The sequence below is a fragment of the Sphingomonas sp. GV3 genome (genome assembly GCF_031082075.1).
Lineage (GTDB): Bacteria > Pseudomonadota > Alphaproteobacteria > Sphingomonadales > Sphingomonadaceae > Sphingomonas > Sphingomonas beigongshangi.
Window position 1 is genome coordinate 1 of the sequence record NZ_JARWLE010000001.1, and the last position, 25,367, is coordinate 25,367.

25 protein-coding genes and 2 pseudogenes are annotated in these 25,367 nt (G+C 69.7%); 22 read left to right on the plus strand and 5 right to left on the minus strand.

What is annotated here, in order from left to right; translation table 11 throughout:
- Together RF701_RS00005 and RF701_RS00010 are read right to left on the minus strand one after the other, a co-directional pair.
- Positions 1-362: pseudogene (locus tag RF701_RS00005) on the minus strand (diguanylate cyclase); the annotation flags it as partial.
- A 271-nt stretch (positions 363-633) separates the two neighbouring features.
- Positions 634-2,394, minus strand: a complete 1,761-nt coding sequence (locus tag RF701_RS00010; protein ID WP_308813648.1) for a fatty acyl-AMP ligase — start codon at positions 2,392-2,394, stop codon at positions 634-636.
- A gap of 106 nt (positions 2,395-2,500) precedes the next feature.
- On the opposite strand from RF701_RS00010, the gene RF701_RS00015 reads away from it, so the two are divergent.
- From RF701_RS00015 to RF701_RS00035, 5 genes and pseudogenes are all read left to right on the plus strand, one after another.
- The gene (locus RF701_RS00015; RefSeq protein WP_308813649.1) at positions 2,501-3,037 is read left to right on the plus strand and encodes a RecX family transcriptional regulator; all 537 of its coding nucleotides are present in this window, start codon (positions 2,501-2,503) and stop codon (positions 3,035-3,037) included.
- Between the two features lie 66 nt (positions 3,038-3,103).
- Positions 3,104-3,709: a cold-shock protein gene (locus RF701_RS00020; protein WP_203310625.1), complete on the plus strand. Its 606-nt coding sequence runs from the start codon at positions 3,104-3,106 to the stop codon at positions 3,707-3,709.
- Positions 3,706-4,209, plus strand: coding sequence for a DUF192 domain-containing protein (locus RF701_RS00025; RefSeq protein WP_308813650.1), 504 nt, complete (start codon positions 3,706-3,708; stop codon positions 4,207-4,209). Before RF701_RS00020 ends, RF701_RS00025 begins: the two co-directional genes overlap by 4 nt.
- A 539-nt stretch (positions 4,210-4,748) precedes the next feature.
- Complete coding sequence (locus tag RF701_RS00030; protein ID WP_288936932.1) at positions 4,749-5,144, plus strand: NADH:ubiquinone oxidoreductase subunit NDUFA12; 396 nt, start codon at positions 4,749-4,751, stop codon at positions 5,142-5,144.
- 206 nt (positions 5,145-5,350) lie between these two features.
- Positions 5,351-5,584: pseudogene (locus RF701_RS00035) on the plus strand (DUF2155 domain-containing protein); the annotation flags it as partial.
- Positions 5,585-5,619: 35 nt separating this feature from the next.
- Here the strand turns inward: RF701_RS00035 and aat are convergent.
- The 3 genes from aat to RF701_RS00050 form a co-directional block, all read right to left on the minus strand.
- Positions 5,620-6,354 carry a leucyl/phenylalanyl-tRNA--protein transferase gene (gene aat, locus RF701_RS00040; protein ID WP_308813651.1) on the minus strand — a complete coding sequence of 245 codons (735 nt, stop codon included), beginning with the start codon at positions 6,352-6,354 and terminating at the stop codon, positions 5,620-5,622.
- 83 nt (positions 6,355-6,437) lie between these two features.
- Positions 6,438-7,157 carry a ParA family protein gene (locus tag RF701_RS00045; protein ID WP_210356695.1) on the minus strand — a complete coding sequence of 240 codons (720 nt, stop codon included), beginning with the start codon at positions 7,155-7,157 and terminating at the stop codon, positions 6,438-6,440.
- Between the two features lie 126 nt (positions 7,158-7,283).
- Positions 7,284-7,667 (minus strand): hypothetical protein, encoded by a 384-nt coding sequence (locus RF701_RS00050; RefSeq protein ID WP_210356694.1) that lies wholly within the window; start codon positions 7,665-7,667, stop codon positions 7,284-7,286.
- 162 nt (positions 7,668-7,829) lie between these two features.
- On the opposite strand from RF701_RS00050, the gene RF701_RS00055 reads away from it, so the two are divergent.
- From RF701_RS00055 to RF701_RS00135, 17 genes are all read left to right on the plus strand, one after another.
- Entirely contained in the window at positions 7,830-8,798 is a 969-nt protein-coding gene (locus tag RF701_RS00055; protein WP_210356693.1) for a cysteine synthase A, read from the plus strand.
- 48 nt (positions 8,799-8,846) lie between these two features.
- The gene (locus RF701_RS00060) at positions 8,847-9,128 is read left to right on the plus strand and encodes a hypothetical protein (protein ID WP_308813652.1); all 282 of its coding nucleotides are present in this window, start codon (positions 8,847-8,849) and stop codon (positions 9,126-9,128) included.
- A 295-nt stretch (positions 9,129-9,423) separates the two neighbouring features.
- Complete coding sequence (locus RF701_RS00065; protein WP_287976946.1) at positions 9,424-9,927, plus strand: division/cell wall cluster transcriptional repressor MraZ; 504 nt, start codon at positions 9,424-9,426, stop codon at positions 9,925-9,927.
- Complete coding sequence (rsmH, locus tag RF701_RS00070; RefSeq protein WP_308813653.1) at positions 9,920-10,891, plus strand: 16S rRNA (cytosine(1402)-N(4))-methyltransferase RsmH; 972 nt, start codon at positions 9,920-9,922, stop codon at positions 10,889-10,891. The genes RF701_RS00065 and rsmH overlap by 8 nt, the downstream gene beginning before the upstream one ends.
- Entirely contained in the window at positions 10,888-11,565 is a 678-nt protein-coding gene (locus tag RF701_RS00075) for a hypothetical protein (RefSeq protein WP_210356691.1), read from the plus strand. The genes rsmH and RF701_RS00075 overlap by 4 nt, the downstream gene beginning before the upstream one ends.
- Positions 11,562-13,277 (plus strand): penicillin-binding protein 2, encoded by a 1,716-nt coding sequence (locus RF701_RS00080; protein ID WP_210356690.1) that lies wholly within the window; start codon positions 11,562-11,564, stop codon positions 13,275-13,277. Before RF701_RS00075 ends, RF701_RS00080 begins: the two co-directional genes overlap by 4 nt.
- Positions 13,278-13,287: 10 nt before the next feature.
- The gene (locus RF701_RS00085; protein WP_308813654.1) at positions 13,288-14,703 is read left to right on the plus strand and encodes a UDP-N-acetylmuramoyl-L-alanyl-D-glutamate--2,6-diaminopimelate ligase; all 1,416 of its coding nucleotides are present in this window, start codon (positions 13,288-13,290) and stop codon (positions 14,701-14,703) included.
- The gene (gene murF, locus RF701_RS00090) at positions 14,700-16,088 is read left to right on the plus strand and encodes a UDP-N-acetylmuramoyl-tripeptide--D-alanyl-D-alanine ligase (protein ID WP_308813656.1); all 1,389 of its coding nucleotides are present in this window, start codon (positions 14,700-14,702) and stop codon (positions 16,086-16,088) included. Before RF701_RS00085 ends, murF begins: the two co-directional genes overlap by 4 nt.
- A 1-nt stretch (position 16,089) precedes the next feature.
- Positions 16,090-17,160: a phospho-N-acetylmuramoyl-pentapeptide-transferase gene (gene mraY, locus RF701_RS00095; protein WP_210356687.1), complete on the plus strand. Its 1,071-nt coding sequence runs from the start codon at positions 16,090-16,092 to the stop codon at positions 17,158-17,160.
- Complete coding sequence (gene murD, locus RF701_RS00100; RefSeq protein ID WP_308813658.1) at positions 17,157-18,446, plus strand: UDP-N-acetylmuramoyl-L-alanine--D-glutamate ligase; 1,290 nt, start codon at positions 17,157-17,159, stop codon at positions 18,444-18,446. Before mraY ends, murD begins: the two co-directional genes overlap by 4 nt.
- 11 nt (positions 18,447-18,457) lie before the next feature.
- On the plus strand, positions 18,458-19,687 hold the full coding sequence (locus RF701_RS00105) for an FtsW/RodA/SpoVE family cell cycle protein (RefSeq protein WP_203310610.1): 1,230 nt from the start codon (positions 18,458-18,460) through the stop codon (positions 19,685-19,687).
- Positions 19,672-20,841, plus strand: a complete 1,170-nt coding sequence (gene murG / locus RF701_RS00110) for an undecaprenyldiphospho-muramoylpentapeptide beta-N-acetylglucosaminyltransferase (protein ID WP_308813661.1) — start codon at positions 19,672-19,674, stop codon at positions 20,839-20,841. Before RF701_RS00105 ends, murG begins: the two co-directional genes overlap by 16 nt.
- Complete coding sequence (gene murC / locus RF701_RS00115; RefSeq protein ID WP_308815589.1) at positions 20,841-22,256, plus strand: UDP-N-acetylmuramate--L-alanine ligase; 1,416 nt, start codon at positions 20,841-20,843, stop codon at positions 22,254-22,256. Before murG ends, murC begins: the two co-directional genes overlap by 1 nt.
- Positions 22,253-22,453, plus strand: a complete 201-nt coding sequence (locus RF701_RS00120; RefSeq protein ID WP_210356684.1) for a hypothetical protein — start codon at positions 22,253-22,255, stop codon at positions 22,451-22,453. The genes murC and RF701_RS00120 overlap by 4 nt, the downstream gene beginning before the upstream one ends.
- The gene (murB, locus tag RF701_RS00125) at positions 22,450-23,340 is read left to right on the plus strand and encodes a UDP-N-acetylmuramate dehydrogenase (RefSeq protein WP_308815590.1); all 891 of its coding nucleotides are present in this window, start codon (positions 22,450-22,452) and stop codon (positions 23,338-23,340) included. The genes RF701_RS00120 and murB overlap by 4 nt, the downstream gene beginning before the upstream one ends.
- A gap of 81 nt (positions 23,341-23,421) precedes the next feature.
- Positions 23,422-24,396 carry a D-alanine--D-alanine ligase gene (locus RF701_RS00130; protein ID WP_210356683.1) on the plus strand — a complete coding sequence of 325 codons (975 nt, stop codon included), beginning with the start codon at positions 23,422-23,424 and terminating at the stop codon, positions 24,394-24,396.
- Positions 24,393-25,355 (plus strand): cell division protein FtsQ/DivIB, encoded by a 963-nt coding sequence (locus RF701_RS00135; protein WP_308813663.1) that lies wholly within the window; start codon positions 24,393-24,395, stop codon positions 25,353-25,355. Before RF701_RS00130 ends, RF701_RS00135 begins: the two co-directional genes overlap by 4 nt.
- The last annotated feature ends 12 nt before the right edge of the window (positions 25,356-25,367 follow it).

Sequence of the window (25,367 nt, forward strand, 5' to 3'; positions counted from 1 at the left end):
CATGCGATCGCGAGCGCGCCGCCTTCGTAGACGGTGTTGCGCAGGTCGGCGGTGGTCGCATAGCCGTCCTCGCGATGATGCGTCGCGAGCCGGCGGACGGTGATCGTCACCGCGACGACGCCGACGAACACCGCCCAGCCGATCAGCCTGAGATGGTCGACGGCATGCGCGAACACCCAGATCGCGGCGGCCGCACCGAGCAGGTTGGCGGCGAGCAGGAACAGGGACAATTGCCGCCCGGCATGGAGCTGCGACGCGCGGATCTGCGCCCATTGGGTCGCGTCCGCGCCGTCGCGGAGCCCGAGCAGCTGGGAAAAGCGGATCGCTTTGGGATTGGCTGCGGGGGCGGGATCGTTGTTCACGATCCAGGCTGTATCGGGTGGTTGGTTGACGCAAGGTTGAGGCGGGCGCCGCGCGCGGCATTATTTTGCCGCTGGAGTCCGATCTACGTGCGTGGAAGCGGTGCCGGCCCTCGTCCCCACCAGGCCGCCCATCCAGGATACGCCGAGTGGAGGGGGCGGGTTGGGGTGAGGGCCGGTGCCGCGCCGATCCAGCGATGCTGGATCACGCACCCAAAACCCTTTGGTCGGCAGCCGGCACGCCCGCGTCGCGCAGGCGTGTCGGCGCGAGCGATCAGGCGGCGATGTCGTAGGGCTTGATGTCGCCCGAGAGATATAGGTTGCGCGCCTTGGCACGGCTCAGCTTGCCCGAGCTGGTGCGCGGCAGGGTGCGCGGCGGGATCAGCTCGATGACGCAGTTCATGCCCGTCACCGAACGGACGCGCTCCCGGATTTCCTCGCGTAGGCGCTGGCGCTCGGTCTCGTCGCTGCTGCGGCACTGGACGAGCACCGCCGGCGTCTCCTCGCCACCGGGCGTGGTGATCGCGAAGGCGGCGATATCGCCCGCCTTGAATCCGGGCAGCTGTTCCACCGCCCATTCGATGTCCTGCGGCCAGTGATTCTTGCCGTTGACGATGATCATGTCCTTGGCGCGGCCGACGATGTAGATGTAGCCGTCGGACATATAGGCCATGTCGCCGGTATCCAGCCAACCGTCGACCATGCACGCCTGCGTCGCCGCGTCGTCGCGGAAATAGCCGACCATGACGCTGGGGCCCTTGCACCACAATTTGCCGATCGCGCCGTCGGGCAGCGGCGTGCCGTCCTCCTCGCGGATCTCCACCGCCATGTCGCGCACGGGCTTGCCGCAGTTGACGATGGCGCGGAACCGCTGCGGGCGCGGCCCGTCGTTCGCCGCGAGCGAGTCGCCGCCGGACAATTGCGTTTCCTCGACCAGCTCGACGCGGATCCCCTCGCCGGGCGGCATGAGCGAGACAGCCAGCGTCGCCTCGGCGAGGCCATAGCTGGGCAGGAAGGCCGAGGCCTTGAACCCGGCGTCCGCGAAGGCGTCGACGAACGCCTGCATGACGTCGGGGCGGATCATGTCGGCGCCGTTGCCCGCGACGCGCCAGCGCGACAGGTCGAACCGGTCCGACGCCTTGGTCTGCGACGACATGCGGCGCGCGCAGATGTCATAGCCGAAGGTCGGCGAATAGGAGAGGGCGGTGCCATCGTGCCGGCTGATCAGGTCCAGCCAGGCGAGCGGCCGCCGCGCAAAATCTTCCGTCTTCAGATAGTCGGTCGACACCTGGTTGGCGATCGGCGACAGGAAGCAGCCGACCAGGCCCATGTCGTGATACCAGGGCAGCCAGCTGATGCAGCGGTCCGTCCCGCCGATCTCCATCCCGTGGCTGTGCGCGGCTAGATTGTTCAGGAGGGCGTGGTGCGTGATCGCGACGCCGTGCGGGAAGCGCGTCGATCCGCTGGAATATTGCAGATAGGCGATCGCCTGCCCGTCCGCCTGGGGAAGGTCGACGGCCGGCGCCTCGCGCTCGGCAAATTCCGCCCAGTCGATCCCCTGCGTGCCCCCAAGCCGCGCCGCCTCGGCCGCGAAGGCGGCAAGTTCGGGCGGATAGACGAGCATGAGCGGTTCGCAGCTGGCGAGCTGTACTCGCAACTGCTCGATATACGAGTCGCGACCGCCGAAGCTGGTCGGCAGCGGCAACGGCACGGGCCAGGCCCCGGCATAGACCGCGCCGAAGAACAAGGCGGCGAATTCCGGCCCGGTTTCCGCGACCAGCGCGATCCGGTCCTCCGGACGCACGCCCGCCGCGATCAGGCGATGCGCCATGGCGATGGCGTCGTCGCGCAGTTCGGCGAAGGGATATGCCCGCGCCAGCGTGCCGCGCGCGTCGTGGAAGTTCAGCCCGCGGCGGCCCTGCGCCGCGTAGTCCAGCGCCTCGCCGAGCGTGGTGAAATCGGCGAAGCGGCGCGGCAGTTCGTCCAGCGTCGGCGTCGACGTCGGCGCTGGCTGGGGCTGAATCTGCTCGGTCATTCGTGGGGTCCCGTATTGTCGCGCACCGCGCGCATCGTCTCGAAACGCTGCCGATGCGACAGCACAAGCGTTCTTTTTCTCGCGCCACTGTGGCAACAACAAGGCCATGCCCCGATCGCGTGCCTCTCCCAAGCCGTTGGACGCCGCCGCGCTGGAGCGGCTGGCGTTGCGCTACGTCGAACGCTTCGCGACGACGCGGGGCAAGCTCACCGCCTATCTGACGCGCAAGATCCGCGAACGCGGGTGGACGGGGGAGGCGGCGGACCCGGCGGCGCTCGCGGATCGCATGGCCGCGCAAGGCTATATCGACGATCGCCTGTATGCGCAGAGCAAGGCGGCGGCGCTGGCACGGCGGGGGCTGGGCGCCCGGCGCGTGTCGGCGGCGCTGCGCGAGGCGCATGTCGAGGAGGCCGACGCGGCGGCGGTCGCGCCCGACATCGCGGCGCGCGAGGCGGACTCGGCGCTGCGCTTCGCACGCCGGCGGCGGCTCGGACCGTTCGGGCCGCCCGCGGTCGATCGCGCGGTCCGCGAGAAGCAGCTGGCCGCGATGTTGCGGGCGGGGCACCCCATGACGATCGCGCGGCGCATCGTTTCCGCGCAAAATGCCGACGATATCGTCCGAGAATTGGAAGGAATGTCCTGAAACGCCCTTTTCCTGAATTGCGGCCGCGACGAAGCGTGCTAGCGTAGCGGCAACAGGGGTGCAGTGATGCGTAGCGAGCCGCAACGGGAGGGCGACGAGCACGGCGAAGTGCGGAGCGGCGGCGATATGCCCGCCGCGTCCGCGCCGATGCCTGCACCGGTCGCCGTCGAAGGTGTTATCAAGTGGTTCGACGTGACCCGTGGCTTCGGCTTCGCGGTGTCCGGCGATCCGGCTATCGGCGATGTGCTCGTGCATTTCTCCGTGCTGCAGCCGCATGGGCGGCGCAGCTTGCCGGAGGGCGCGCGCGTCACCGCGCTTGCCGTACAGCGCGGCCGCGGCTGGCAGGCGCGCGAGATCGTGACGATCGACCTCAGCCAGGCGGTGGAGGAACCGCCACGGCCCGCGCGGCCGGCGGACCGCGTCGACCCGGTGGCGCTGATCGACGTCGCGGGCGCCTTCGAGCCGACGCAGGTGAAGTGGTTCAATCGCTTGAAAGGCTATGGCTTCCTCATCCGGCTGCGCGATGGCGCGGACGTCTTCGTGCATATGGAGACGTTGCGCCGCGCGGGCATCTTTGCGATCGAGCCCGACCAGCCGCTGCGTGCCCGGATCGTCGACGGGCGCAAGGGACCGCTGGCGGTGGTGGTCGAAGGGGACGGGGAAGGGGCATGATCGGCAGCAAGGCGATCGTCGCGATCGTGGCGGTGCTCGCGATCGGCGGTACCGGCATCGCGGTGCAGCAGGGCGTGTTTTCCGGTGCGTCCGATACCGCCGCCAGCGACCAGCAGACGCGTCTTCCCGTGACGATCGCCTCGTCGAACGGCCAGCACCGGTTCGTGGTCGAACGCGCCGTGACCGCGCAGCAGCAGGAGCGCGGCCTGATGTTCCGCACCGACCTGACGCCCGACGGCGGCATGCTGTTCTGGCCCTATCCGGCCGGCGGCGGCGCGCCGCGCGAGGCGAGCTTCTGGATGAGGAACACGCCGACGCCGCTCGACATCGTGTTCATACGCCCCGACGGCACGATCGCGACGATCGCGGAAAACGCCGTGCCCTATTCGGAAACGCCGATTCCGTCGGGCGAGCCGGTCGGCGCGGTGCTGGAACTCGTCGGCGGGCGCACCGCCGAACTGGGCATAGCGGCGGGCGACAAGGTGACCTGGCCGAAGTGATGCGGGGTTAACCCATGGCGCCTGCGGCATCCGGATCGCGGGTCTTTTCCTTCTTGCGGGGACATCATCGGCGGAAACCTGGAGCCCGGGGAGGCGCTGCGAGCTGCGCTTGACCGGAGAGTTGCGCGAGGAGACCGGCATTTCCGCTGCCAGTGCCGTACCCTGCTTCCATTCATTGCGAGGATTCGTACGAGACGGCCTTTCAACTCAATATTTCTTGGTGACCACGTGGACGGGCACGCCAGCCATCCGCGGGAAGGAGCATAGCGACCTTCGCTGCTTCGATCTGGCGCTAGAGCATGATGACATTCCGTTGATCGTCATTGCGAGCGGCGCAAAGCAATCCAGCGCCGGACCTGCAAAGCCTGGATTGCTTCGCTACGCCTGCAATGACGGCGTAATTCGACCTGATGTCATCCCGCTCTGGCGGCATCGATGCCGAATCTGGCCCTCCCTCACTACAGGAACATCTTCGCGTCGCTCTCCTGATATCCATGATGCCGGTTGAAGCGGCGCGTGCGGGCGGGTAAGCGCGAGGCATGGGCATCAACCTCAATCCCTTCACCTGGTGGAACGGCGCGACCTGGGGCACCGTCCTCTATGGCCTGCGCGGCATGAAGCAGGTCGGCACCGACGACCTCGGCAACGCCTATTGGGAAGGCGGCAAGGATACGGCCGGCCGCGCCCGCCGCTGGGTGATCTATCAGGGTGCGAACGATGCCAGCCGCGTGCCGCCCGAATGGTTCAGCTGGCTGCATCACCATATCGACGAGACGCCGGATCGTGCGCTGCCGCCGCCGCGCCCCTGGCAGAAGCCGGCGATTCCGAACATGACCGGGACGCCGCTGGCCTATCGGCCGAGCGGCGCGCTGGAAAAGGGCGGTCACCGCCAGGCCGCGACCGGCGACTACGAAGCCTGGACCCCCGAAGGGTGACTCGGCGCTGGCTCGCCGCCGGCGTCCTGGCGGTGGTGCTGGCGGTGGCGGGCCTGATCGGCTGGCGCGCCTATGACGCGCGCCGGGCGGCCTCGCCGGTGGTCGCCGCGCAGGATTTCGATCCTAGCCCGCGCGACAAGGGAGACGACGCCGCGATCGAGACCGTCGCGGGCGCGGACGATGCCGCGCCGACCGGCGGCACGCCGATGGCGCAGCGCGTCGCGATCGTCGGACTGCTCAACAAGCGCAACGGCGTCGCGCGCGACCTGACGCTGAAGCCAGGCCAAGCCGTGCGCGTCGGCGACGCGATCGTCCGGCTGCGGGCGTGCGAGCGGACCGCGCCCTGGGAACAGGACACGCTGACCGGCGCCTTCGTCCAGCTGGACGTGCGCGGCAGCGACACGCATTGGCGCCGCGTCTTTTCGGGCTGGCTGTACAAGGAACGTCCGGCGCTGAACGCCGTCCAGCATCCGGTCTACGATGTCTGGGCCAAGAGCTGTACGATGGAATGGCCGGCGACCGGGCCCGATACGGTGTCGGCGGGCGCCGGCGCGGGCGGCGGGGCCAGCCGGTCCAGCGCGGCGAAATCGCCGGCCGCCCCCGAAGACGCGGCCGACGGCGAGACGCAGGCGCCGCCGTCCAGCGCCGCGGCGAGCAACGCGCAATAAGCGTCGCGATCGATCTCCACCGCGCCGAGCGAGGCGAGGTGGGACGTCTGGAACTGGCAGTCGAGCAGGCTGAAGCCGCCGACCTTCAGTCGCGCCACGAGCCAGGCGAGCGCGACCTTCGATGCGTCGGTCCGGCGGCTGACCATCGATTCGCCAAAGAAGGCGCGGCCGAGGGCTAGGCCGTACAGGCCGCCGACCAGTTCGTCGTCCTCCCAGCATTCGACCGAATGCGCGAAGCCGAGCGCGTGCAGCGTCACGAAGACGCGCTCGATGCCGGCGTTGATCCAGGTTTCGGGGCGATCCTCGACGCTTTCTGCGCACAGGCGGAGGATGCGTTCGAACGCGGTATTGGCGGTGACACGGAACCTGTCGCGGGCGATGGTCTTGCGCAGCGAGCGCGACAGGCGGAACCCGTCGAGCGGCAGAATCGCGCGCGTGCGCGGCTCCACCCAATAGACGCTGTCGGCGTCGCGATGGTCCGCCATCGGGAAGACGCCGACCGAATAGGCGCCCAGCACCATCTTTGGGTCCAGCCACTGCATCGCCGCCAAGGTGGCGGTGCACGCTGCCGATGGCAAGGCGCGGGGTGAGGGGCGGCGCCGCTCCCGCTAGAACGGGCCAGATCCTAGCCGGCCAACCGGCGCTCGATTGCGATCCACACGTCGGCGAAGGCGCGCGTCGCGGCGGAGCGGGGGGCATAGGCGCCGAGCGGGAGTCGGTGGCCCGCCATGGCCTCGACCGCGCTCGCCATGGGAATGACCGGCCAATCGGGATGCGCGGCCAGCGCCTCGGCATGCAGCCGGCGACGCCGATCGACCATTGCGTGGACGGGCATCACGGCGACCTTGCCACCAAGATGCCGCACCACCTCGTCATGGGTCCGGTGCGAAAGCGGCGAGGGCGCGACGGGCATGACGATGAGGTCGGCGGCGCGGATCACCTGCTCGCTGGTCTCCGTCAATCCCGGCGGACAGTCGAGCAGCACGTGATCGTAATCGCCCACGCCGTCGATCAGCTTGCCGAGGCGGCGGCGCTTGCCGATGCGGTGCAGCACGACGTCCAGATCGCGCAGCGAGGCATCCGCCGCGATCAGGTCGAGCCCGTCGGTGGCGGTCGCCCGGACCTGCGCCGCCGCGCCGACGTCGCGGGTGAAGATCGCCTGCGCGCGATCGGCGGCGGGGGCGGAAGGGCCGTCACCGAGGATCCAGCTCGCCGCCCCCTGCGGATCGAGGTCCCACAGCAGGGTGCGGCGCCGGGACGCGGTCGCCGCGCACCAGGCGAGGTTGACCGCGAGGCTGGTCTTTCCGACGCCACCCTTCGCACTATAGATCGCGATCGTTGCCATGGCGCGACCGTATCGGTCCGTTCGGCAGCCGTCGAGCGACCCACGCAGCGGCAGGCCTCGGGCCAAAAAGAAAAGGCCGGCGGAACGCACCGCCGGCCTTTGCCTACATCGGGTCAGTTCGTCGCGTTACGACTTGCAGGTCAGCGTGCCCTTGCCCGGCCGCGTGATCGTGATGTTCGACGGCGTGCCCGTCAGCTTCCAGCCGCCGTCCGCGGTGAGCGGATCGCCGGCCTTGGCGGCGGTCAGGCGGTTCGGCGCGCCCGCCTTTTCAGTCCGCACGAAGGCCAGCTTGTCGCCGTCGAAGAAGGTGACGTAGAGCAGGCTGTTGTCCTTGCAGCGGAACGTCTTGTCCGCCTTGATCGCCGGCGGCAGCTCGACGGGCGGGCGATTGGCGAGCTGCGTCGCCATCGGATCGGGATTGGTGTCGACGACCTCGGGCTGGGCCGGCTTGTTGTTGCAGGCGGCCAGCGCGAGCAGCGCGGCGGCGGCGGGGAGGAGGGCGCTCTTCATGATGGCGCGGTGCTTTGCGTATACGACGGGTCAGCGTCAAGCACGCTTTTGTCGCGCTGCAAAATCGGCCAAGCGCAGCTTTACGGCCGCCAAGCGGAACTGGCGGTGCCCGTCGTCACGCGCCGCTTGCCCCCGCGTTGCACCCGCGCCATCTAGCGAGCCATGTCCAGCCTGCCCGATACGCTCGCCCTGATCGGCAACACGCCGCTCGTCCGCCTGAAGGGGCCGAGCGAGGAAACGGGGTGCGACATCTTCGGCAAGTGCGAATTCGCCAATCCCGGCGCCAGCATCAAGGATCGCGCCGCGCTCGGCATCGTCGAGGACGCGGAGGCCCGGGGCCTGCTGAGGCCGGGCGGCACGATCGTCGAGGGCACCGCCGGCAATACCGGGATCGGCCTCGCGCTGGTCGCCAACGCCAAGGGCTACCGGACGATCATCGTCATGCCCGAGACGCAGAGCCGCGAGAAGATGGACACGTTGCGCGCGCTCGGTGCCGAACTCGTCCTGGTACCCGCCGCGCCCTATTCCTCGCCCTGTCATTTCGTGCACACCAGCCGCCGCATCGCGGAGGAGCGCGACAATGCGCTCTGGGCCAACCAGTTCGACAACGTGGCCAACCGCCGCGCACACATCACCGGCACCGCCGAGGAGATCTGGTCGCAGATGGACGGTCGCATCGACGGTTTCACCTGCGCCGTCGGCACGGGCGGCACGTTCGCCGGTGTCGGCCTGGGGCTGAAGGCCAAGGACGAGGCGGTGTGCATCGCGCTCAGCGACCCGCACGGCGCGGCGCTGTACGATTACTACGCCTGCGGCGAATTGCGCAGCGAGGGGTCGTCGGTCGCCGAGGGGATCGGGCAGGGGCGGATCACCGCCAACCTGGAAGGCGCGCCGGTCGATACGCAGTTCCGCATCTCCGACCAGGAAGGCTGGGACTGGGTGCGCCGCCTGCTCGGCGAGGAGGGCCTGTGCCTCGGGCTGTCGTCGGGTATCAACGTCGCCGGGGCGGTGCGGCTGGCGCGGCATCTTGGCCCGGGCAAGCGGATCGCGACCATCCTGTGCGACACCGGCTTCCGCTACCTGTCCACCCTGTACGACCCGGCATGGCGACAGGCGAAAGGCCTCGCCTGAGCGCCTGATCGACAATCGCGCGGCAAGTCGTTACAACAGTACGACACGATGAAGGCAGCGCGCGAACATTCCCAGACGGTGCAGCGGGTCAAGGTCGGGCTGATCGGCCTGGTCGCGGTCGTCCTGCTCATCGCCATCGCCAGCGCGATCCTGGGGTCGGCGACGCGGGAGCGTCCGATCGCCACGGCCGGATCGGCGCAGGCCGATGTCGTCGCCAACATGGCGCTGACCAACGCGGGCAGCGCGCAGGCCGCCGCCGACGCCTCCGGCGAACCGCTCGCCGAACTCGGTGTCGCCCCCTCGACCAGCAACAGCCAAGCCAACCGGTGATCCGCCGGGGAAAACCGGGGACGGCGCACCACGCGTGCGTCCGGCTGGCCGATTCTCGTGACATGCCAGGGATTTCGCTGGAGCGCCGAATGGAGCGTCCACCCAGAGGATAAGCGACGAAAGGGGGCCCTTTCCCCGTCTTTCCCCGAAAATCCCGTTGCGTCCCCGCCTGCCTGTTGGTATCCATTACCAACAACGGGGCAGGTATCACCTTTGCTGGCCGCAAAGACGGTCGGAGTCCGACGAGGGTCGGATTTCGAGGGTGATGCCGTGCGCGCCAGGGTGCGAGACGGGCGTGACAGAAAGGGGCAATTATCAGGGAAGCGGACTTGCTCTTGTCGACGACAAGGGCCGGGTTGCCATCCCCAACGCGCTCCGCTCGACGCTGGCGGAGAATGCGCCCCGCGCCGACGGCAAGGACGGCGGCACCGTCATCATCGCCGCGCACGAGGATCAGCCCTGTCTGATCGCCTACGACCCTGCCTACATCGCCGAGCTCAAGCGCGAGCTGAACGAGCGCGTCGCTTTGTCGCGCGGACTCGACGGCAAGGTCGACCACAATATCAAGCGCGGCGGCGCGAACGGCGAGGCGGTGCCCTTCGACGGTTCGGGGCGTTTCATCATGCCCGGCTTTCCGCGCTTCTACGCCAATATCGGTGCGCATGCCTTCTTCTGGGGCACGCTCGACTATATCGAGATCTGGGACCCCAAGACGCTGTTGTCGACACCCGGCATCGCGCCGCAGATGGTCGCCGCCTGCCGCTATTACTGCCAGGACAAGGGGATCGCGCTTGACTGACGCGCCCCACATCCCCGTGCTGCTCGACGAAGTGGTCGCCGGTCTCGCGCCCGCGCCCGGCGAGACGATCGTCGACGCGACCTTCGGCGCGGGCGGTTACACGCGTGCGATCCTGGCGCGGGGCGCGCGCGTGATCGCGTTCGACCGCGATCCCGACGCGATCGCCGCGGGCCGCGCCGCGGGACTCGAAGGACTGACGCTCGTGCACAGCGACTTTTCCGCGCTGGAGGCCGCGATCGGGTCGCCGGTCGACGGGCTGACGATGGATATCGGCGTGTCGTCGATGCAGCTCGACCAGGCGGCGCGCGGCTTCTCCTTCCAGTCGGACGGCCCCCTCGACATGCGGATGAGCCAGGAGGGGCCGAGCGCGGCCGACTTCCTCAACACCGCCGACGAGGAGGCGATCGCCGACGTCCTCTACCATTATGGCGAGGAGCCCAAGTCGCGCCGCGTCGCGCGCGCGATCGTCGCGGCGCGGCCGCTCGCCCGGACCGGCGAACTCGCGCTGGCGGTGCGCAAGGCGCTGGGCCACCGGCCGCACGACAAGAAGGATCCGGCGACGCGGACCTTCCAGGCGGTCCGCATCCATGTGAACCGCGAGCTGGGCGAGCTTGCCGACGGGCTCGCCGCCGCGGAGCGCGTGCTGAAGCCGGGCGGTCGCCTGGCGATCGTCACCTTCCACAGCCTGGAGGATCGGCTGGTGAAGAGGTTCCTGCGCGAACGCTCGGGCAACGTGCCCGGCGGCTCGCGTCACCTGCCGCAGGCCGCGTCAGGCAAGGCGCCGACGTTCGCAAACGTCGGCAAGGCGATCCGCGCCGGAGAGGCGGAGCTGGCGCGCAATCCGCGCGCGCGTTCCGCGACGCTCCGGGTCGCCACACGGACCGATGCGCCCGCCTGGGAGCATGGGTCCTTCGATCAGGGCATGCGTCCGGGGGCGGGCAGCAATCAGGAGGTGAGTATATGACCGCGGCGTACCGGTTGAAGGGAATAGGCTGGTTCGGTGGCTGCGTCGCCATCGTGCTCGGCTTCTATCTCGTCTCGCTGCAGGTCGCCGCCGAGCGCAAGAAGCTGGAGGGCATGGATCGCAAAATCGATGCCGCGCAGCGCGACATCCGCGCGCTGGAGACCGAATTCGACACCCGCGCCAATCTGGCCCAGCTGGAAAAGTGGAACGGCGAGACGCTGGCGCTCGCCGCGCCCGTGGCGGGGCAGTTCGTCTCCGACGAGCAGGCGCTCGCCAGCCTCGACGCCAATGGCGGCCCCGCCGCGCCGGGGCAGGGCGACGGCGCGATCCGCACGGCCGCGCTCGTCGTTCCGTCGCTGTCGATGCCGGTGCTCAACGCCCCCGCGACCGCGACTCCGGCGCCGGCGGTGGTGCAGGTCGCGGCAGCCATGCCCAAGGCGGCACGCGCGGTGATCCCGACCGCCAAGCTCGCCGCCGGCGCCACCGTCATCAAGGCGGCGGCGGTCGAGAAGAGCGCGCGGATGATCGCCAAGCTCAACGACGCGGCGCGCGGCGCGGCCGCGGTCGCGAAGGTGCGCCCGCAGGCCGTCGCGATGCTCGACAAGAAGCTGCTGTCGGACACGACGCTGGGCGAGATCCTGTCGAACGCCCGTTCGGAAGCCCGCAAACGGTGACCGTCATCGTCGCCCGCCCGGCCGCCCCGCGGCGCAGCGCCGGCCAGCGCCAGGCGCTGGTCGCGACCAGCCATACCCGGCTGATGATGCTGATGCTGCTCTTCGCGGCGGCGGTGACCGTGGTGATCGGCCGGCTGGCGATGCTCGGCGTCTTCTCGGGCGCGGAGGCGCAGGCGCGCACGGCGGCGCTCGCCGCGCGGGGCGACATCGTCGATCGCAACGGCGCGCCGCTGGCGCGGACGATCGATGCCTGGACGATCGCGGTCCACCCGAACAAGGTGCTGGGCGACAAGATGGAGATCGCGGCGAAGCTCGCCGCGCTGATGCCCGATCGTGGCGACCAGGCATGGTTCTACGCGCAGCTGACCAAGCCCGTCAGCTTCACCTATCTGCAGCGCCGCGCCAGCCCGGCGCTAGTCGAGCAGGTCAATGCGATCGGCGAGCCCGCGATCGTCTTCGCGCGCGAGACGCAGCGCCTCTATCCGCAGTCGACGCTGGCGGCGCATGCCTTGGGCTTCCTGTCCACGGACGGACACGGCATGAGCGGGATGGAGCGCGTGCTCGACGAGCGGTTGCTCGATCCCGCCAAGGCGGGACAGCCGGCCCAGCTGTCGATCGACACGCGTGTGCAGGCGGCGCTGGAAAGCGAGCTCGGTCGTGCCATGACGACCTTCTCCGCGCGCGCGGCGGGCGGCATCGTCCTCGACGTCCATACCGGCGAGGTCATCTCGATGGTGTCGCTGCCGACGTTCAATCCCAATCGCGTCGGTACGTCCGGCAGCGACGAACTGCGCAATATCACGACGCAGAGCGTGTTCGAGCTCGGTTCGACCTTCAAGCCTATCACCATGGCGGCGGCGATCGACAATGGCGTCGTCACCAGCATGAACCGGCGTTTCGATGCGACGCACCCGTTGCAGGTCGGTCGCTTCACCATCCATGACGAGCGTGGCGATCCGAAGCGCTGGCTCAACATGGCGGAGACGCTGATCTATTCCTCGAACGTCGCGACCGCGCGCGTCGCCGACGAGGTCGGGCCGCAACGGATGCAGGCGATGTTCCGCAAGCTCGGCTTCGATACCAAGCCCGATATCGAACTGCGCGAGAAGGGCCGTCCGCTGTGGCCCGGCTTCTGGGCCCGCACCACGACGATGACCACCGCATATGGCCATGGCATCGCGGTGACGCCGCTGCATCTCGCCTCCGCCTATGCGGCGCTGGTCAACGGTGGCATCTGGCGCCCGGCGACGCTGATGAAGATCGCGCCCGGACAGGCGCCGCGCGGGCGCCGGGTGATCAGCGAGGCGACCAGCGCGCGCATGCGACAGATGCTGCGCCTGATCGTTCTGCGCGGTACCGGACGTAAAGGCGACGCACCGGGCTATCGCGTCGGCGGCAAGACGGGTACGGCGGAGGCCGCGGTGGCGGGCGGCTATGACCGCTCGCGCAACGTCGCGACGTTCGCGGCGGCCTTCCCGATGGATGCGCCGCGCTACGTCGTGCTGGCGATGCTCGATTCGCCGCAGGGGACGAAGGAGACTGGCGGGTGGAAGACCGCAGCCTGGAACGCGGCGCCCGTGGTGGGCCGCACGATCGCACGGGTGGGCGCGATGCTGGGCGTCGTGCCGGACGAGCGGCGCGATATCGACGTGTCGGACATCACGCCGACGCTGTGGCAGGATCCGAGCGCGCCGCCGGTCGACGGCCGTTGAGGCGGGCGGCATGAGGCTGAGCCAGCTCACCGGGAACGACGACGCCGCGCTCGTCACCGGGTTCGCCATCGACCACCGCAAGGTCGCGCCGGGCACCGTCTTCGGCGCCTTTCAGGGCGCCCGCGTCAACGGCGAGGACTTCATCGCCGACGCGGTGCGCAGCGGCGCGGTGGCGGTCGTGGTGCGGCCGGGCGTCGCGGTCGAGGGTGCGGTCGCGATCCACGACGAGAACCCGCGCGAGCGTTTCGCGCGTCTCGCCGCCGCCTTCTTCGCGCCCTTTCCCGACGTCGCGGTCGCCGTGACGGGGACGAACGGCAAGACATCGACGGTCGAGATGACGCGCCAGTTGTGGCGGATGGCCGGCCATCATGCGGCGTCGATCGGCACGCTCGGCGTGACGACGGCGGACGAGCGCGTCACCACCGGCCTGACCACGCCCGACGTCGTCACCTTCCTGTCCAACGTCGCCGGCCTCGCCCGCGAAGGCGTGACCCATGTCGCCTTCGAGGCGTCGAGCCACGGGCTGACCCAGTACCGGACCGAGGGACTGCGCGTCGCGGCGGCCGCCTTCACCAATCTCAGCCGCGACCACCTCGATTATCATGGCGACATGGGCGCCTATCTGACCGCGAAGCTGCGGCTGTTCTCCGAGGTGCTCGATCCCGCCGGCACCACCGTCGTATGGTCGGACGACATTTACGCGGACCGCGTCGTGGACCTGGCGCGGGCGCGGGGCAACAAGCTGATCACGGTCGGCGAGCGCGGCACGACGCTGCGGCTCGTGCGGCGCGACCCGACCCTGCTCGGCCAGGGACTGACGATCGAGGCGGACGGCGCGGAACATCGCGTCGCGCTGCCGCTGATCGGCGGCTATCAGGCAGCCAATGCGCTGGTCGCCGCCGGCCTGGTGATCGCAACGGGCGGCGATGTCGCGCGAACCATCGCCGACCTGGCGCGGCTGCAGCCGGTGCGCGGCCGGCTGGAGCGTGCGGCGATCGCGAAGAGCGGCGCGCCCGTCTACGTCGATTACGCGCACACGCCCGATGCGCTCGAGGCGGCGATCGCCGCGCTCAAGCCGCACGCGCGCGGGCGCCTGTTCGTCGTCTTCGGCGCGGGCGGCGACCGCGACGCGGGCAAGCGCGAGACGATGGGGCAGGTCGCGGGAACGCAGGCCGATGTCGCGATCGTCACCGACGACAATCCCCGGACGGAAGATCCCGCGGCGATCCGCGCCGCGGTGCTGCGCGGCGCGCCCGGACTGCGCGAGATCGGCGACCGGCGCGAGGCGATCGGCGCCGCGATCCGCGAGGCGGGGCCGGAGGACATCGTGCTTGTAGCGGGCAAGGGGCACGAGCAGGGCCAGGTGGTCGGCGATCTGGTGCTGCCGTTCGACGACGTCACGGTGGCGCGGGAGTGCGCCGCATGACGGGGGCGGGCGGAACGCCGCTCTGGACCGCCGCGGAGATCGCCGTCGCCGTTTCCGGCATCGCCTCGGCCGATTTCGCGGTCGACGGCGTCGCCTTCGACAGCCGCGAGGTCGGCCCGGACGACCTGTTCATCGCGCTGACCGGCGAGAGCACGGACGGCCATCGCTTCCTGCCCCAGGCCTTCGCGCAAGGGGCGGGCGGCGCGATCGTCGCGCAGGAGACGCCGCATCCGCACGTCCGCGTCGCCGACACTTTCGCCGCGCTCAACGACCTCGGCCGCGCCGCGCGGGCGCGTATGGCCGGCACGGTGATCGGCGTGACGGGCTCGGTCGGCAAGACCAGCGCGAAGGAAGCGCTGTTCGCCGCGCTCGACCGGTCGATGCCGGGCGAGGTCCATCGGTCGGTCAAGAGCTACAACAACCACACCGGCGTGCCGCTCAGCCTCGCACGCATGCCGCGCGAGACGCGCGTCGGCGTGTTCGAGATGGGGATGAACCACGCGGGCGAGCTCGCGCAGCTGACCCGGCTGGTGCGACCGCATATCGCGATCATCACCGCCATCGCGCCCGCGCACACCGCCTTCTTCGCAGACGAGAGCGCGATCGCGGATGCGAAGGGCGAGATCTTCCAGGGGCTGGAGCCCGGCGGCACCGCCATCGTCCCCTATGACAGCCCGCATCGCGAGCGGCTGATCGCCGCAGCCCGCCCCCATGCCGCCCGGATCGTGACGTTCGGCCTCGACAAGGCGGCGGATGTCCATGCGACGGAGGCGATGCGGCTGCCGACCGGGGGCACGTTCGTGTCCGCGCGGCTCGGCCCGCGCGAGCTGTCCTTCACCCTGTCGCAGCCCGGCATGCACTGGGTATCGAACGCGCTGGCGGTGCTCGCCGCGGTCGACGCGGCGGGTGCGGACCTCGGCCTGGCGGGCCTCGCGCTCGGGGAGATGGGCGGGCTCGCCGGACGCGGCGCGCGCTTCATGGCGCCGGCGGTGGGCGGCGAGATGCTGGTGATCGACGAAAGCTACAACGCCAATCCCGCCTCGATGCGCGCGACGCTGGCGGTGCTGGCGCAGGAGCCGGGCCGGCACCTCGCCGTGCTGGGCGAGATGCGCGAGCTGGGCGACGATTCGGCCGATTACCACGCCGGTCTCGCCGATCCGGTCGTCGCGGCGCGCGTCGAGACGGCGCTGCTCGTCGGTGAAGCGATGACGCCGCTCGCGAATGCCCTTGAGGGGCGCGTCGATGTCGTCCATGTGGCCGATGCCGCTAGTGCGCTGGGCCGCCTTCGGGACATGGCCCGCGCCGGCGACGCGGTACTCGTCAAAGGATCGAACGGCGTGGGGCTGTCGCGGCTGGTCGCGGGCCTGGGGGGCGGAACTACCTGAAATGCTTTACTGGATCGCCGAGCACCTGAAGTTCACGGGGCTGCTGAACCTCATCCGCTACCAGTCCTTTCGAACCGGGGCGGCGATCGCCACCGCGCTGTTCATCGGGCTGATCATCGGGCCGCGCTTCATCGGCTGGCTGCGCGTCCGCCAGGGCAAGGGGCAGCCGATCCGCGCCGACGGCCCGCAGACGCATCTCGCCAAGCGCGGCACGCCCACGATGGGCGGGTTGATGATCCTGACCAGCATGGCGCTGTCGATCCTGATCTGGATGGACATGGCCAACCCCTTCGTCTGGGCGTGCCTGTTCGTGACGCTCGGCTTCGGCGCGATCGGATTCCTCGACGATTACGACAAGGTGCGCAAGGCGAGCACCGCTGGCGTGTCGGGACGCACGCGGCTGCTGCTGGAATTCGCCATCGCCGGCATCGCCGCGTGGATCATCATGGGGCAGAACGGGCCGCACCTGTATCTGCCGTTCACCAACCGGCTGTACCTCGACCTCGGCTATGCCTATCCCCTGTTCGCGGCGTTCACGATCGTCGCCTTCGGCAATGCGGTGAACCTGACCGACGGGCTGGACGGGCTGGCGACGATGCCGGTGATCATCGCCAGCGTCACCTTCGCGATCATCACCTACCTCGCGGGCAACGTGAAGTTCGCCGAATATCTGGGCATCGCGCACGTGCCGGGGGCGGGCGAACTCGCGATCTTCTGCGGCGCGGTGATCGGCGCGGGCCTTGCCTTCCTGTGGTTCAACGCGCCCCCGGCGGCGGTGTTCATGGGCGACACCGGCAGCCTAGCGCTGGGCGGCGCGCTGGGCACGATCGCGGTGGTGGCGCATCACGAGATCGTGCTGGGCATCGTCGGCGGCCTGTTCGTGGTCGAGGCGCTCTCCGTCATCATCCAGGTCTTCTTCTACAAGCGCACAGGCAAGCGCGTGTTTCGGATGGCGCCGATCCACCATCATTTCGAGCAACTCGGCTGGAGCGAGCCGACCGTGGTGATCCGATTCTGGATCATCAGCCTGGTGCTGGCGCTGGCCGGCCTGTCGACGTTGAAGCTGCGGTGATCACCGCCGCGCACTGGGCGGGGCAGCGCTACGCGGTACTCGGGCTCGCGCGTTCGGGCATGGCGACGGTGCGCGCGCTCGCCGCGGCGGGCGCCCATGTCGTCGCGTGGGACAGCGATCCCGCGGCGCGCGAGCGGGCCGAAGCGGTCGACGGCGTGATCGTCCACGATCCGGCGCTGCTCGACCTCTCCGGCGCGGCGGGGCTCGTCGTCTCGCCCGGCGTGCCGCTCAACACGCATCCGCTGGTGGCGCAGGCGCGGGCGGCGGGCGTGCCGGTGATCGGCGACATCGAATTGTTTGCGCAGGCGCGTGCCGAGCTTCCGCCGCACAAGGTGGTCGGCATCACCGGCACCAACGGCAAGTCGACGACGACTGCGCTGGTCCACCACATCCTGAAGACCGCGGGCGTGCCGACGCTGATGGGTGGCAACATCGGCCTGCCGATCCTGGAGCAGGACCCGCTGCCGGAGGGTGGGGTCTATGTACTCGAACTGTCGAGCTACCAGATCGACCTGACGCAGACGCTCGACTGCGATGTCGCGGTGCTGACGAACATCACCCCGGATCACCTTGATCGTTACGATGGTTTCGAGGGTTATGTCGCGTCGAAGCTGCGGCTGTTCGAAATGCAAACCGGTAATCACCTTATGGTGGTTGACAATGATACAGATGCGACCTTCGGGGTGACCGATGTCCGCGAAGAAGCGCAGATAAAATTTTGGGATATGGTCGATGTGTCGCGGCAAGCGGCTTGGCCGAATCTCAAGGGGCCGCACAACGCGGCAAATGCAGCGTGTGCCATCTCTATCGGTATCTGGCTGAATTTGTCAGGTGAGCAAATCGAGCAGGCACTCGAAACTTTCGCCGGTCTCCCCCATCGCACGCAGCGCATTGCCGAACGCAACGGCGTCGCGTTCGTGGATGACAGCAAGGCGACCAACCCCGAAAGCACCGCGCCCGCGCTCGGCGCGTTCGAGCGCATCCACTGGATCGTCGGCGGCAAGCGCAAGGGCGACGACCTCGACGCCTGCGCGCCCTATCTCGACCGCGTCGTCGCGGCATACACGATCGGAGAGGCGGGGCCGCTGTTTTTCGACCTGCTGAAGGGGCGCGTCCCCTCGGTGGAGCTGGCGGGCGATCTCGCCACGGCCGTCCGCCACGCCGCCGCGGCGGCGCGGCCGGGAGAAACCGTGCTGTTGTCGCCGGCCTGTGCTAGCTTCGACCAGTTCCGCGATTACGAGGATCGCGGGCGGGCGTTCCGCGCGGCGGTGGAGGCATTGGACTGATGGCGACACGGATGAACACCGGCGCTCCGGCGCAGGGCCGCGATACGCTGATCGCCAAGGTCAAGCGGCGCGGCGGGCGCGGCGACCGGTCGCCGCTGGGCACCTGGTTCTGGGACATCGACCGGATGCTCTTGCTGCTGACGCTGTTCCTGATCGCGATCGGATTGGTCGCGGTGGCGGCGGCGAGCCCGGCGACGGCGGTCCGCTATTCGGGCGAGCATCACAAGTTCGCGCCGCTCTATTATTTCTGGCGCCAGCTGATGTGGGTCGGCGTGTCGCTGCCCGTACTGTTTGGCGTGTCGATGCTGCCCGTCGCCACCGCGCGGCGCGCGGCGCTGATCGGCGCGGCGCTGTTCGCGTTCCTGCTCGCGGTGACGCCGTTCATCGGCGCGGTCCACAATGGCGCGCGGCGCTGGATCGGCGTTGGCATCGCCGAGTTCCAGCCGTCGGAATTCCTGAAGCCGGTGTTCATCGTCGCCGTCGCCTGGGTCCTGTCGCTCAAGGTCAAGGACCAGGACCTGCCGACAGTGCTGATCACCGGCGCGATGACGGCGGTGGTCGCGGTGCTGCTGATGCTGCAGCCCGATTTCGGCCAGACCGTGATCTTCTGCACCGTCTGGCTGGCGCTGCTGATGATCGCGGGCACGCCGATGCGCGTCCTCGCCGCGATCATCGGCATGGTGCCCGTCGGTCTCGCCGCCGCCTATATGTTCTACAGCACGGCGCGCACGCGCATCGACGCCTTCCTCTTCCCCGGCGTGGAGGGCGAGGGGGCCGGCGACCATTTCCAGACCAATGCCGCGCATGCGACGATCACCGCGGGCGGCTGGACCGGCACCGGGCCGGGCGGCGGCACCGCCAAGTTCGGGCTGCCGGAGGCGCATACCGATTACATCTATTCGGTGATCGGCGAGGAGTTCGGCCTGATCGCCTGTTCGATCATCGCGGTCGTGTTCCTGGCGATCGTCGTGCGCGTCTTCGTCCGGCTGCTCGACGAGCAGGACGAGTTCAAGCTGCTTGCGGCGAGCGGCCTGGCGGTGCAATTCGGCGCGCAGGCATTGGTGTCGATGGCGGTGAACACGGGGCTGGCGCCGTCGAAGGGGATGACGTTGCCGTTCATCAGCTATGGCGGGTCGTCGATGATCGCGCTGTCGATCGGCATGGGGCTGCTGCTCGCATTCACGCGGCGCAACCCGTTCCTGACGCGCAGTCCCTATGTGGTGAGATGGGGTTCGAATTGAGCAAGCATTACGTCCTCGCCGCCGGCGGCACGGGGGGGCACATGGTACCGGCGGCGGCGCTGGCCGCGGAACTGACGAAGCGCGGGCATCGTGTCGCCCTGGTCAGCGACGCGCGCGGCGTGCGTTTCCCGGGCCTGTTCGACGGAGTCCAGACGCACGTCCTGCCCGCGGGCCGGTTCCAGCTGAAGAAGCCGCAGGGCTGGGCGAGCGCGGTGCGCGAGATGCTGTGCGGACGGGCGATGGCGCGCGAACTGTACCGCACCTTCAAGCCGGCGGCCGTGATCGGCTTCGGCGGCTATCCGGCCTTCCCGGCGTTGCTCGCCGCCTTCGCGGAAAAAATCCCGACGGCGGTGCACGAGCAGAATGCCGTGCTCGGCCGGGTCAACCGCGTCGTCGCGGGGCGCGTTGGGGCGATCGCTACCTCCTATGCCGAGACCGCGCGCCTGCCGGCCAAGCTCGCGGACAAGGTGCATCTGGTCGGCAATCCGGTGCGCGAGGCGGTGCTGGCCCTGCGCGCCAGGCCCTATCCGCTGCTGGAGGAGGATGGGATCTTCCGCGTCCTCGTCACCGGCGGCAGTCAGGGCGCAAGCGTGCTCAGCCAGGTCGTGCCCGACGGGCTGGCGATGCTGCCCGTCACCTTCCGCCGGCGGCTGCAGGTGACGCATCAGGCGCGGATCGAGGATATCGACGCGGTGCGCGCCAAATATGCCGAGCATCAGATCCCGGCGGAACTCGCCACCTATTTGCCCGACATGCCGGAACAGCTCGCCTGGGCGCATCTGGTAATCGGCCGTGCCGGCGCATCGACCATCGCGGAGCTGACCGCGGCGGGCCGACCGGCGATCCTCGTGCCGCTGCCGTCGGCGACCGACGACCACCAGACCGCCAATGCGCGGGAGATGACCAAAGCGGGGGGCGCGCGCACCATTCCGCAATCCGACTTCACCGCCAAGGAACTCGCCAAGCAGATGCAGAAGCTGGGCCTCGACCCCGCGGCGCTCGAAAACGCCGCCGTCCGCGCGAAGAGCGTCGGCCGCCCCAATGCGGTCAGCGACCTGGCCGACCTGGTCGAAAGCCTCGACGCCCCGCTCGCGCGCTTGCCGGTCGGGAAGCCGGTAAAGCCCAAGCCGGCGCTGGCGGGGATGGGCGCATGATCCGCGGCGTCCATACCGACATCGGCCCGATCCACTTCGTCGGCATCGGCGGCATCGGCATGTCCGGCATCGCCGAGGTCATGAAGAACCTCGGCTATACGGTACAGGGTTCCGACGTCGCCGAGGGCTATGTGGTGCAGGGGCTGCGCGACAAGGGGATCGCGGTCACGATCGGCCATGCCGCCGAAAACGTCGCGGACGCGGCGGTGGTCGTCACCTCCACCGCGATCACGCGGTCCAACCCCGAGGTCGAGGCCGCGCTGGAGCGCCGCATCCCCGTCGTCCGCCGCGCCGAGATGCTCGCGGAGCTGATGCGCCTGAAGCAGACGGTCGCCGTCGCGGGCACGCATGGCAAGACGACGACGACCTCGATGGTCGCCGCGCTGCTCGACGCGGGCGGGATCGACCCGACCGTGATCAACGGCGGCATCATCAACAGCTACGGGTCCAATGCGCGCCTCGGCGCGAGCGACTGGATGGTGGTGGAGGCGGACGAGAGCGACGGCAGCTTCCTGCGCCTCGACGGCACGATCGCGGTGGTCACCAACATCGATCCCGAGCATCTGGACCATTACGGCAGCTTCGACGCGGTCAAGGACGCGTTCGTCGAGTTCGTCGAGAACGTGCCCTTCTATGGCGCGGCGCTGCTCTGCCTCGACCATCCGGAGGTGCAGAACGTGTTGCCGCGCGTGCGCGACCGGCGCGTCGTGACCTATGGCTTCTCCGCGCAGGCGGACATCCGCGGCGTCGACGTGACGCCGGTGCCGGGCGGCAACCGCTTCGCCTGCGTCGTGCGCCAGCGCGACGGGTCCGCGCGTACCATCGCCGACATCGAGCTGCCGATGCCCGGCCGCCACAACGTGCAGAACGCGCTCGCCGCGATCGGCGTGGCGCTGGAGCTTGGCATCGACGATGCGACGATCGCCCGGGGCTTCGAGGCGTTCGGCGGGGTCAAGCGCCGCTTCACCAAGGTTGGCGAGGTCGCGGTAGACGGCGGCGCGGTGACCGTGATCGATGACTATGGCCACCATCCGGTCGAGATTCGCGCCGTGCTGGCCGCGGCGCGCGAGGGTGCGCGCGGCCGCGTCATCGCGGTGGTGCAGCCGCACCGCTACTCGCGGCTCGGCAACCTGATGGAGGACTTCCAGACTGCGTTCAACGACGCCGACCGCGTGCTGGTGACGCCCGTCTATGCGGCGGGCGAGGCGCCCGTGCCCGGCGTCGACGCCGAGGCGCTGGTCGAGGGGCTGAAGCGGCGCGGTCATCGCTCCGCCGCCGTCATCGCGGATGCCGATGCGCTCGCTGCGGAACTCGCGGGCACGGTCCAGGCGGACGACATGGTCGTATGCCTCGGCGCCGGCGACATCACCAAATGGGCGGCCGGGCTGGCTGCGGCGATCGAGGCACGGCGATGACCGACTGGTTCGACGCCGGACTGCGCTTCCAGAAGCAGATGCTCGATGCGCAGCGCCGCACGCTGGAGGCGGGCAACCACGCCGTGGGCGCGGGCGAGGCGCTGGTGCAGGCGCAGGAGGCGACGCGCAAGGCGGCCGAGGCGAACCTCGCCGCCATCCAGGCGTGGATGCGCCTGTGGGGGGCGGGGCCGTGGTGATCGACCGTCCCGCCGTCCGTGGCCGCCTGACGCACGGCGCCCCGCTGGCGCCGCTCGTCTGGTTCAAGGCCGGCGGGGCGGCGGAATGGCTGTTCGAGCCGGCGGACGTCGACGACCTCGCCGACTTCCTGCGCGGCCTCGATCCTTCGGTGCCGGTGATGGCGCTCGGCCTCGGCTCGAACCTCATCGTCCGCGATGGCGGCGTCCCCGGCGTTGTCGTGCGGCTGGGCAAGGCGTTCGCGAAGGTCGAGGCGGTGGACGCGACGACATTGCGCTGCGGTGGCGGCGCGAGCGGCATCCTCGTGTCCTCGACCGCGCGCGACGCGGGCATCGGCGGCGTCGAGTTCCTGCGCTCGATCCCGGGTACCGTCGGCGGCTTCGTGCGGATGAACGGCGGCGCCTATGGGCGCGAGGTCAAGGACGTGTTGACCGAGGCAGAGGTGGTGCTGCGCTCGGGCGAGCGGCGGATCCTGTCGCTAGGCGATCTCGGCTACACCTATCGCCACAGCGCGCTGCCCGAGGGCGCGGTGGTCGTCGCCGCCACCTTCCGTGGCCATCCGGCCGAACCCGCCGCCGTGCAGGCGGAGATGGACCGGATCGCCGCGGCACGCGAGGCGTCGCAGCCGCTGCGTTCGAAGACCGGCGGCTCGACCTTCAAGAATCCCGACGGGCACAAGGCTTGGGCGCTCGTCGACGCGGCGGGCTGTCGCGGCTTGCGTCGCGGCGATGCACAGGTATCTGAGAAACATACGAACTTTCTGCTCAACCTTGGCACGGCGACGAGCGCCGACATCGAGGCACTGGGTGAGGAGGTACGCGATAAGGTAAAGGCGTATTCCGGGGTGACATTGGAGTGGGAAATTCAGCGGGTAGGGGTGCGCGCGTGAGCTCAACCCGTGTCATGCCCGCGAAAGCGGCGATCCGGATCGGCTGGCCCGTCGGCTCCCTCGCGATGGCGGCGTTTCCGGATGACGGAGGCGCGCGTGGTTGAGGCTTTGCCCGTGCCCCCCCTCCACATCGCGGTCCTCATGGGCGGCTGGTCGGCGGAACGGCCCGTGTCGCTGATGTCCGGCGCCGGCGTCGCCGATGCGCTGGAAGCGAACGGCCACCGCGTCACCCGGATCGACATGAACCGCGACGTCGCGGCCCGGCTGGCGGAGGCCAAGCCCGACCTCGTCTTCAACGCGCTCCACGGTTCGCCGGGCGAGGACGGCACGGTGCAGGGCATGCTCGACCTGATGGGCATTCCCTATACCCACTCGGGTCTCGCCACCTCGGTGATCGCGATCGACAAGGTGCTGACCAAGCAGGCGCTCGTCCCCGCGGGCATCCCGATGCCGGGCGGACGCGTCGTGCGGTCCGCCGACGTGTTCGAAGGCGATCCGATCGCGCGGCCCTATGTGCTGAAGCCGGTCAACGAGGGATCTTCGGTCGGGGTCGCGATCGTCACCGACGACGGCAATTACGGCAATCCGATCGGTCGCGACGTACAGGGACCATGGCAGGAATTCGACGAGCTGCTCGCCGAACCCTATGTCCGCGGGCGGGAACTGACCACCGCCGTGCTCGGCAACCGCGCGCTCGGCGTGACGGAGCTGAAGCCCAAGAACGGCTGGTACGATTTCGACGCCAAATATACCGACGGGCTGACCGAGCATGTCTGCCCCGCCAATATCCCCGACGAGATCGCGGACGCGTGCAAGCGGCTGGCGCTGGAGGCGCACCGCCTTCTCGGCTGCAGGGGCGCAAGCCGATCGGACTTTCGCTGGGACGACGAGCGCGGCGTCGACGGCCTGTTCCTGCTGGAAGTGAATACGCAGCCCGGCATGACGCCGCTCAGCCTGGTGCCCGAACAGGCGCGGCACATCGGCATGAGCTACGAACAATTGGTCCAGGCGATCGTCGAAGAGGCGCTGGCCGACGCGCGGGGTCGCGACGGATGAGCCGCACCATCAAGCGCGGCACGCCGCCGCGCCGACCCGCCCCGCGCCGCAGGCAGCCCGTCCGCAAGGTCGGGCTGTTCGAGCGCGCCGTCAACGCGCTGCCGGTCAGCGAGACGACGATCCGCAGGGCGGCGACCTGGACGATCACCGGCGCCGGCGTGGCGGGCGCGCTGGCGATCCTGACCTGGATCGGCATCCCGGGCATGATCGGCGGCGCGATCGCCGAAGGCGCAGGCCGCGCGGGCTTTCGCGTCGAGCAGATCGAGGTCACCGGCCTCAAGCGCATGGACCGGATGAGCGTTTATGCCGTCGCGCTCGACCAGCAGAGCCGGGCGATGCCGCTCGTCGACCTGGAGGCGGTACGCGAGAAACTGCTGCGCTACGGCTGGATCGCCGACGCGCACGTCTCGCGCCGACTGCCCGATACGTTGCTGATCGACATCGTCGAACGCGCCCCCGCCGCCGTGTGGCAGGACAATGGCCAGCTGACCCTGATCGACAAGGACGGCGTGCTGCTGGAGCCCGTGCGCAGCGAGGCCATGCCCGACCTGCCGCTGGTGATCGGTCCCGGCGCGGATCGGCAGGAACCGCAATATCAGGCGCTGATGGCCGCGGCCCCCGCGCTCAAGCCGCGCGTCAAGGCGGCAACCTGGATCGGCAACCGCCGCTGGGACCTGACGTTCGACACGGGCGAGACGCTGGCGCTGCCCGAGGACGGTGCGCCCGCCGCGCTGCTCAAGTTCGCGGAGATGGACGGCGCGCGGCCGCTGCTGGGCAAGGGGTGGGTGCGGTTCGACATGCGCGATCCGGCCAAGCTGGTCGTGCGCCGCCCGGATGCGAGCGTCGTCCACGCCATGCCCGATCCCGCGGAGCTGCCGGCGAAGGGCGTCGATACGGCGCCCGAGACAAATGCGCCGGAAACCCGTAGCATAGCATCGACGGCGTCTTCCGATGGCTGAGGGGGGCTGAGG

Excerpts from the sequence above, each read along its gene's own strand:
- mraY (WP_210356687.1), top strand. The coding sequence starts at position 16,090 with ATGCTTTACTGGATCGCCGAGCACCTGAAGTTCACGGGGCTGCTGAAC.
- RF701_RS00075 (WP_210356691.1), top strand. The coding sequence starts at position 10,888 with ATGACCGCGGCGTACCGGTTGAAGGGAATAGGCTGGTTCGGTGGCTGC.
- murG (WP_308813661.1), top strand. The coding sequence starts at position 19,672 with ATGGGGTTCGAATTGAGCAAGCATTACGTCCTCGCCGCCGGCGGCACG.
- RF701_RS00010 (WP_308813648.1), bottom strand. The coding sequence starts at position 2,394 with ATGACCGAGCAGATTCAGCCCCAGCCAGCGCCGACGTCGACGCCGACG.
- RF701_RS00015 (WP_308813649.1), top strand. The coding sequence starts at position 2,501 with ATGCCCCGATCGCGTGCCTCTCCCAAGCCGTTGGACGCCGCCGCGCTG.
- RF701_RS00130 (WP_210356683.1), top strand. The coding sequence starts at position 23,422 with ATGACGGAGGCGCGCGTGGTTGAGGCTTTGCCCGTGCCCCCCCTCCAC.
- RF701_RS00050 (WP_210356694.1), bottom strand. The coding sequence starts at position 7,667 with ATGAAGAGCGCCCTCCTCCCCGCCGCCGCCGCGCTGCTCGCGCTGGCC.
- RF701_RS00135 (WP_308813663.1), top strand. The coding sequence starts at position 24,393 with ATGAGCCGCACCATCAAGCGCGGCACGCCGCCGCGCCGACCCGCCCCG.
- RF701_RS00025 (WP_308813650.1), top strand. The coding sequence starts at position 3,706 with ATGATCGGCAGCAAGGCGATCGTCGCGATCGTGGCGGTGCTCGCGATC.
- RF701_RS00045 (WP_210356695.1), bottom strand. The coding sequence starts at position 7,157 with ATGGCAACGATCGCGATCTATAGTGCGAAGGGTGGCGTCGGAAAGACC.
- RF701_RS00085 (WP_308813654.1), top strand. The coding sequence starts at position 13,288 with ATGAGGCTGAGCCAGCTCACCGGGAACGACGACGCCGCGCTCGTCACC.
- aat (WP_308813651.1), bottom strand. The coding sequence starts at position 6,354 with ATGCAGTGGCTGGACCCAAAGATGGTGCTGGGCGCCTATTCGGTCGGC.
- RF701_RS00060 (WP_308813652.1), top strand. The coding sequence starts at position 8,847 with ATGAAGGCAGCGCGCGAACATTCCCAGACGGTGCAGCGGGTCAAGGTC.
- RF701_RS00055 (WP_210356693.1), top strand. The coding sequence starts at position 7,830 with ATGTCCAGCCTGCCCGATACGCTCGCCCTGATCGGCAACACGCCGCTC.
- RF701_RS00020 (WP_203310625.1), top strand. The coding sequence starts at position 3,104 with ATGCGTAGCGAGCCGCAACGGGAGGGCGACGAGCACGGCGAAGTGCGG.
- RF701_RS00105 (WP_203310610.1), top strand. The coding sequence starts at position 18,458 with ATGAACACCGGCGCTCCGGCGCAGGGCCGCGATACGCTGATCGCCAAG.
- RF701_RS00030 (WP_288936932.1), top strand. The coding sequence starts at position 4,749 with ATGGGCATCAACCTCAATCCCTTCACCTGGTGGAACGGCGCGACCTGG.
- murF (WP_308813656.1), top strand. The coding sequence starts at position 14,700 with ATGACGGGGGCGGGCGGAACGCCGCTCTGGACCGCCGCGGAGATCGCC.
- RF701_RS00120 (WP_210356684.1), top strand. The coding sequence starts at position 22,253 with ATGACCGACTGGTTCGACGCCGGACTGCGCTTCCAGAAGCAGATGCTC.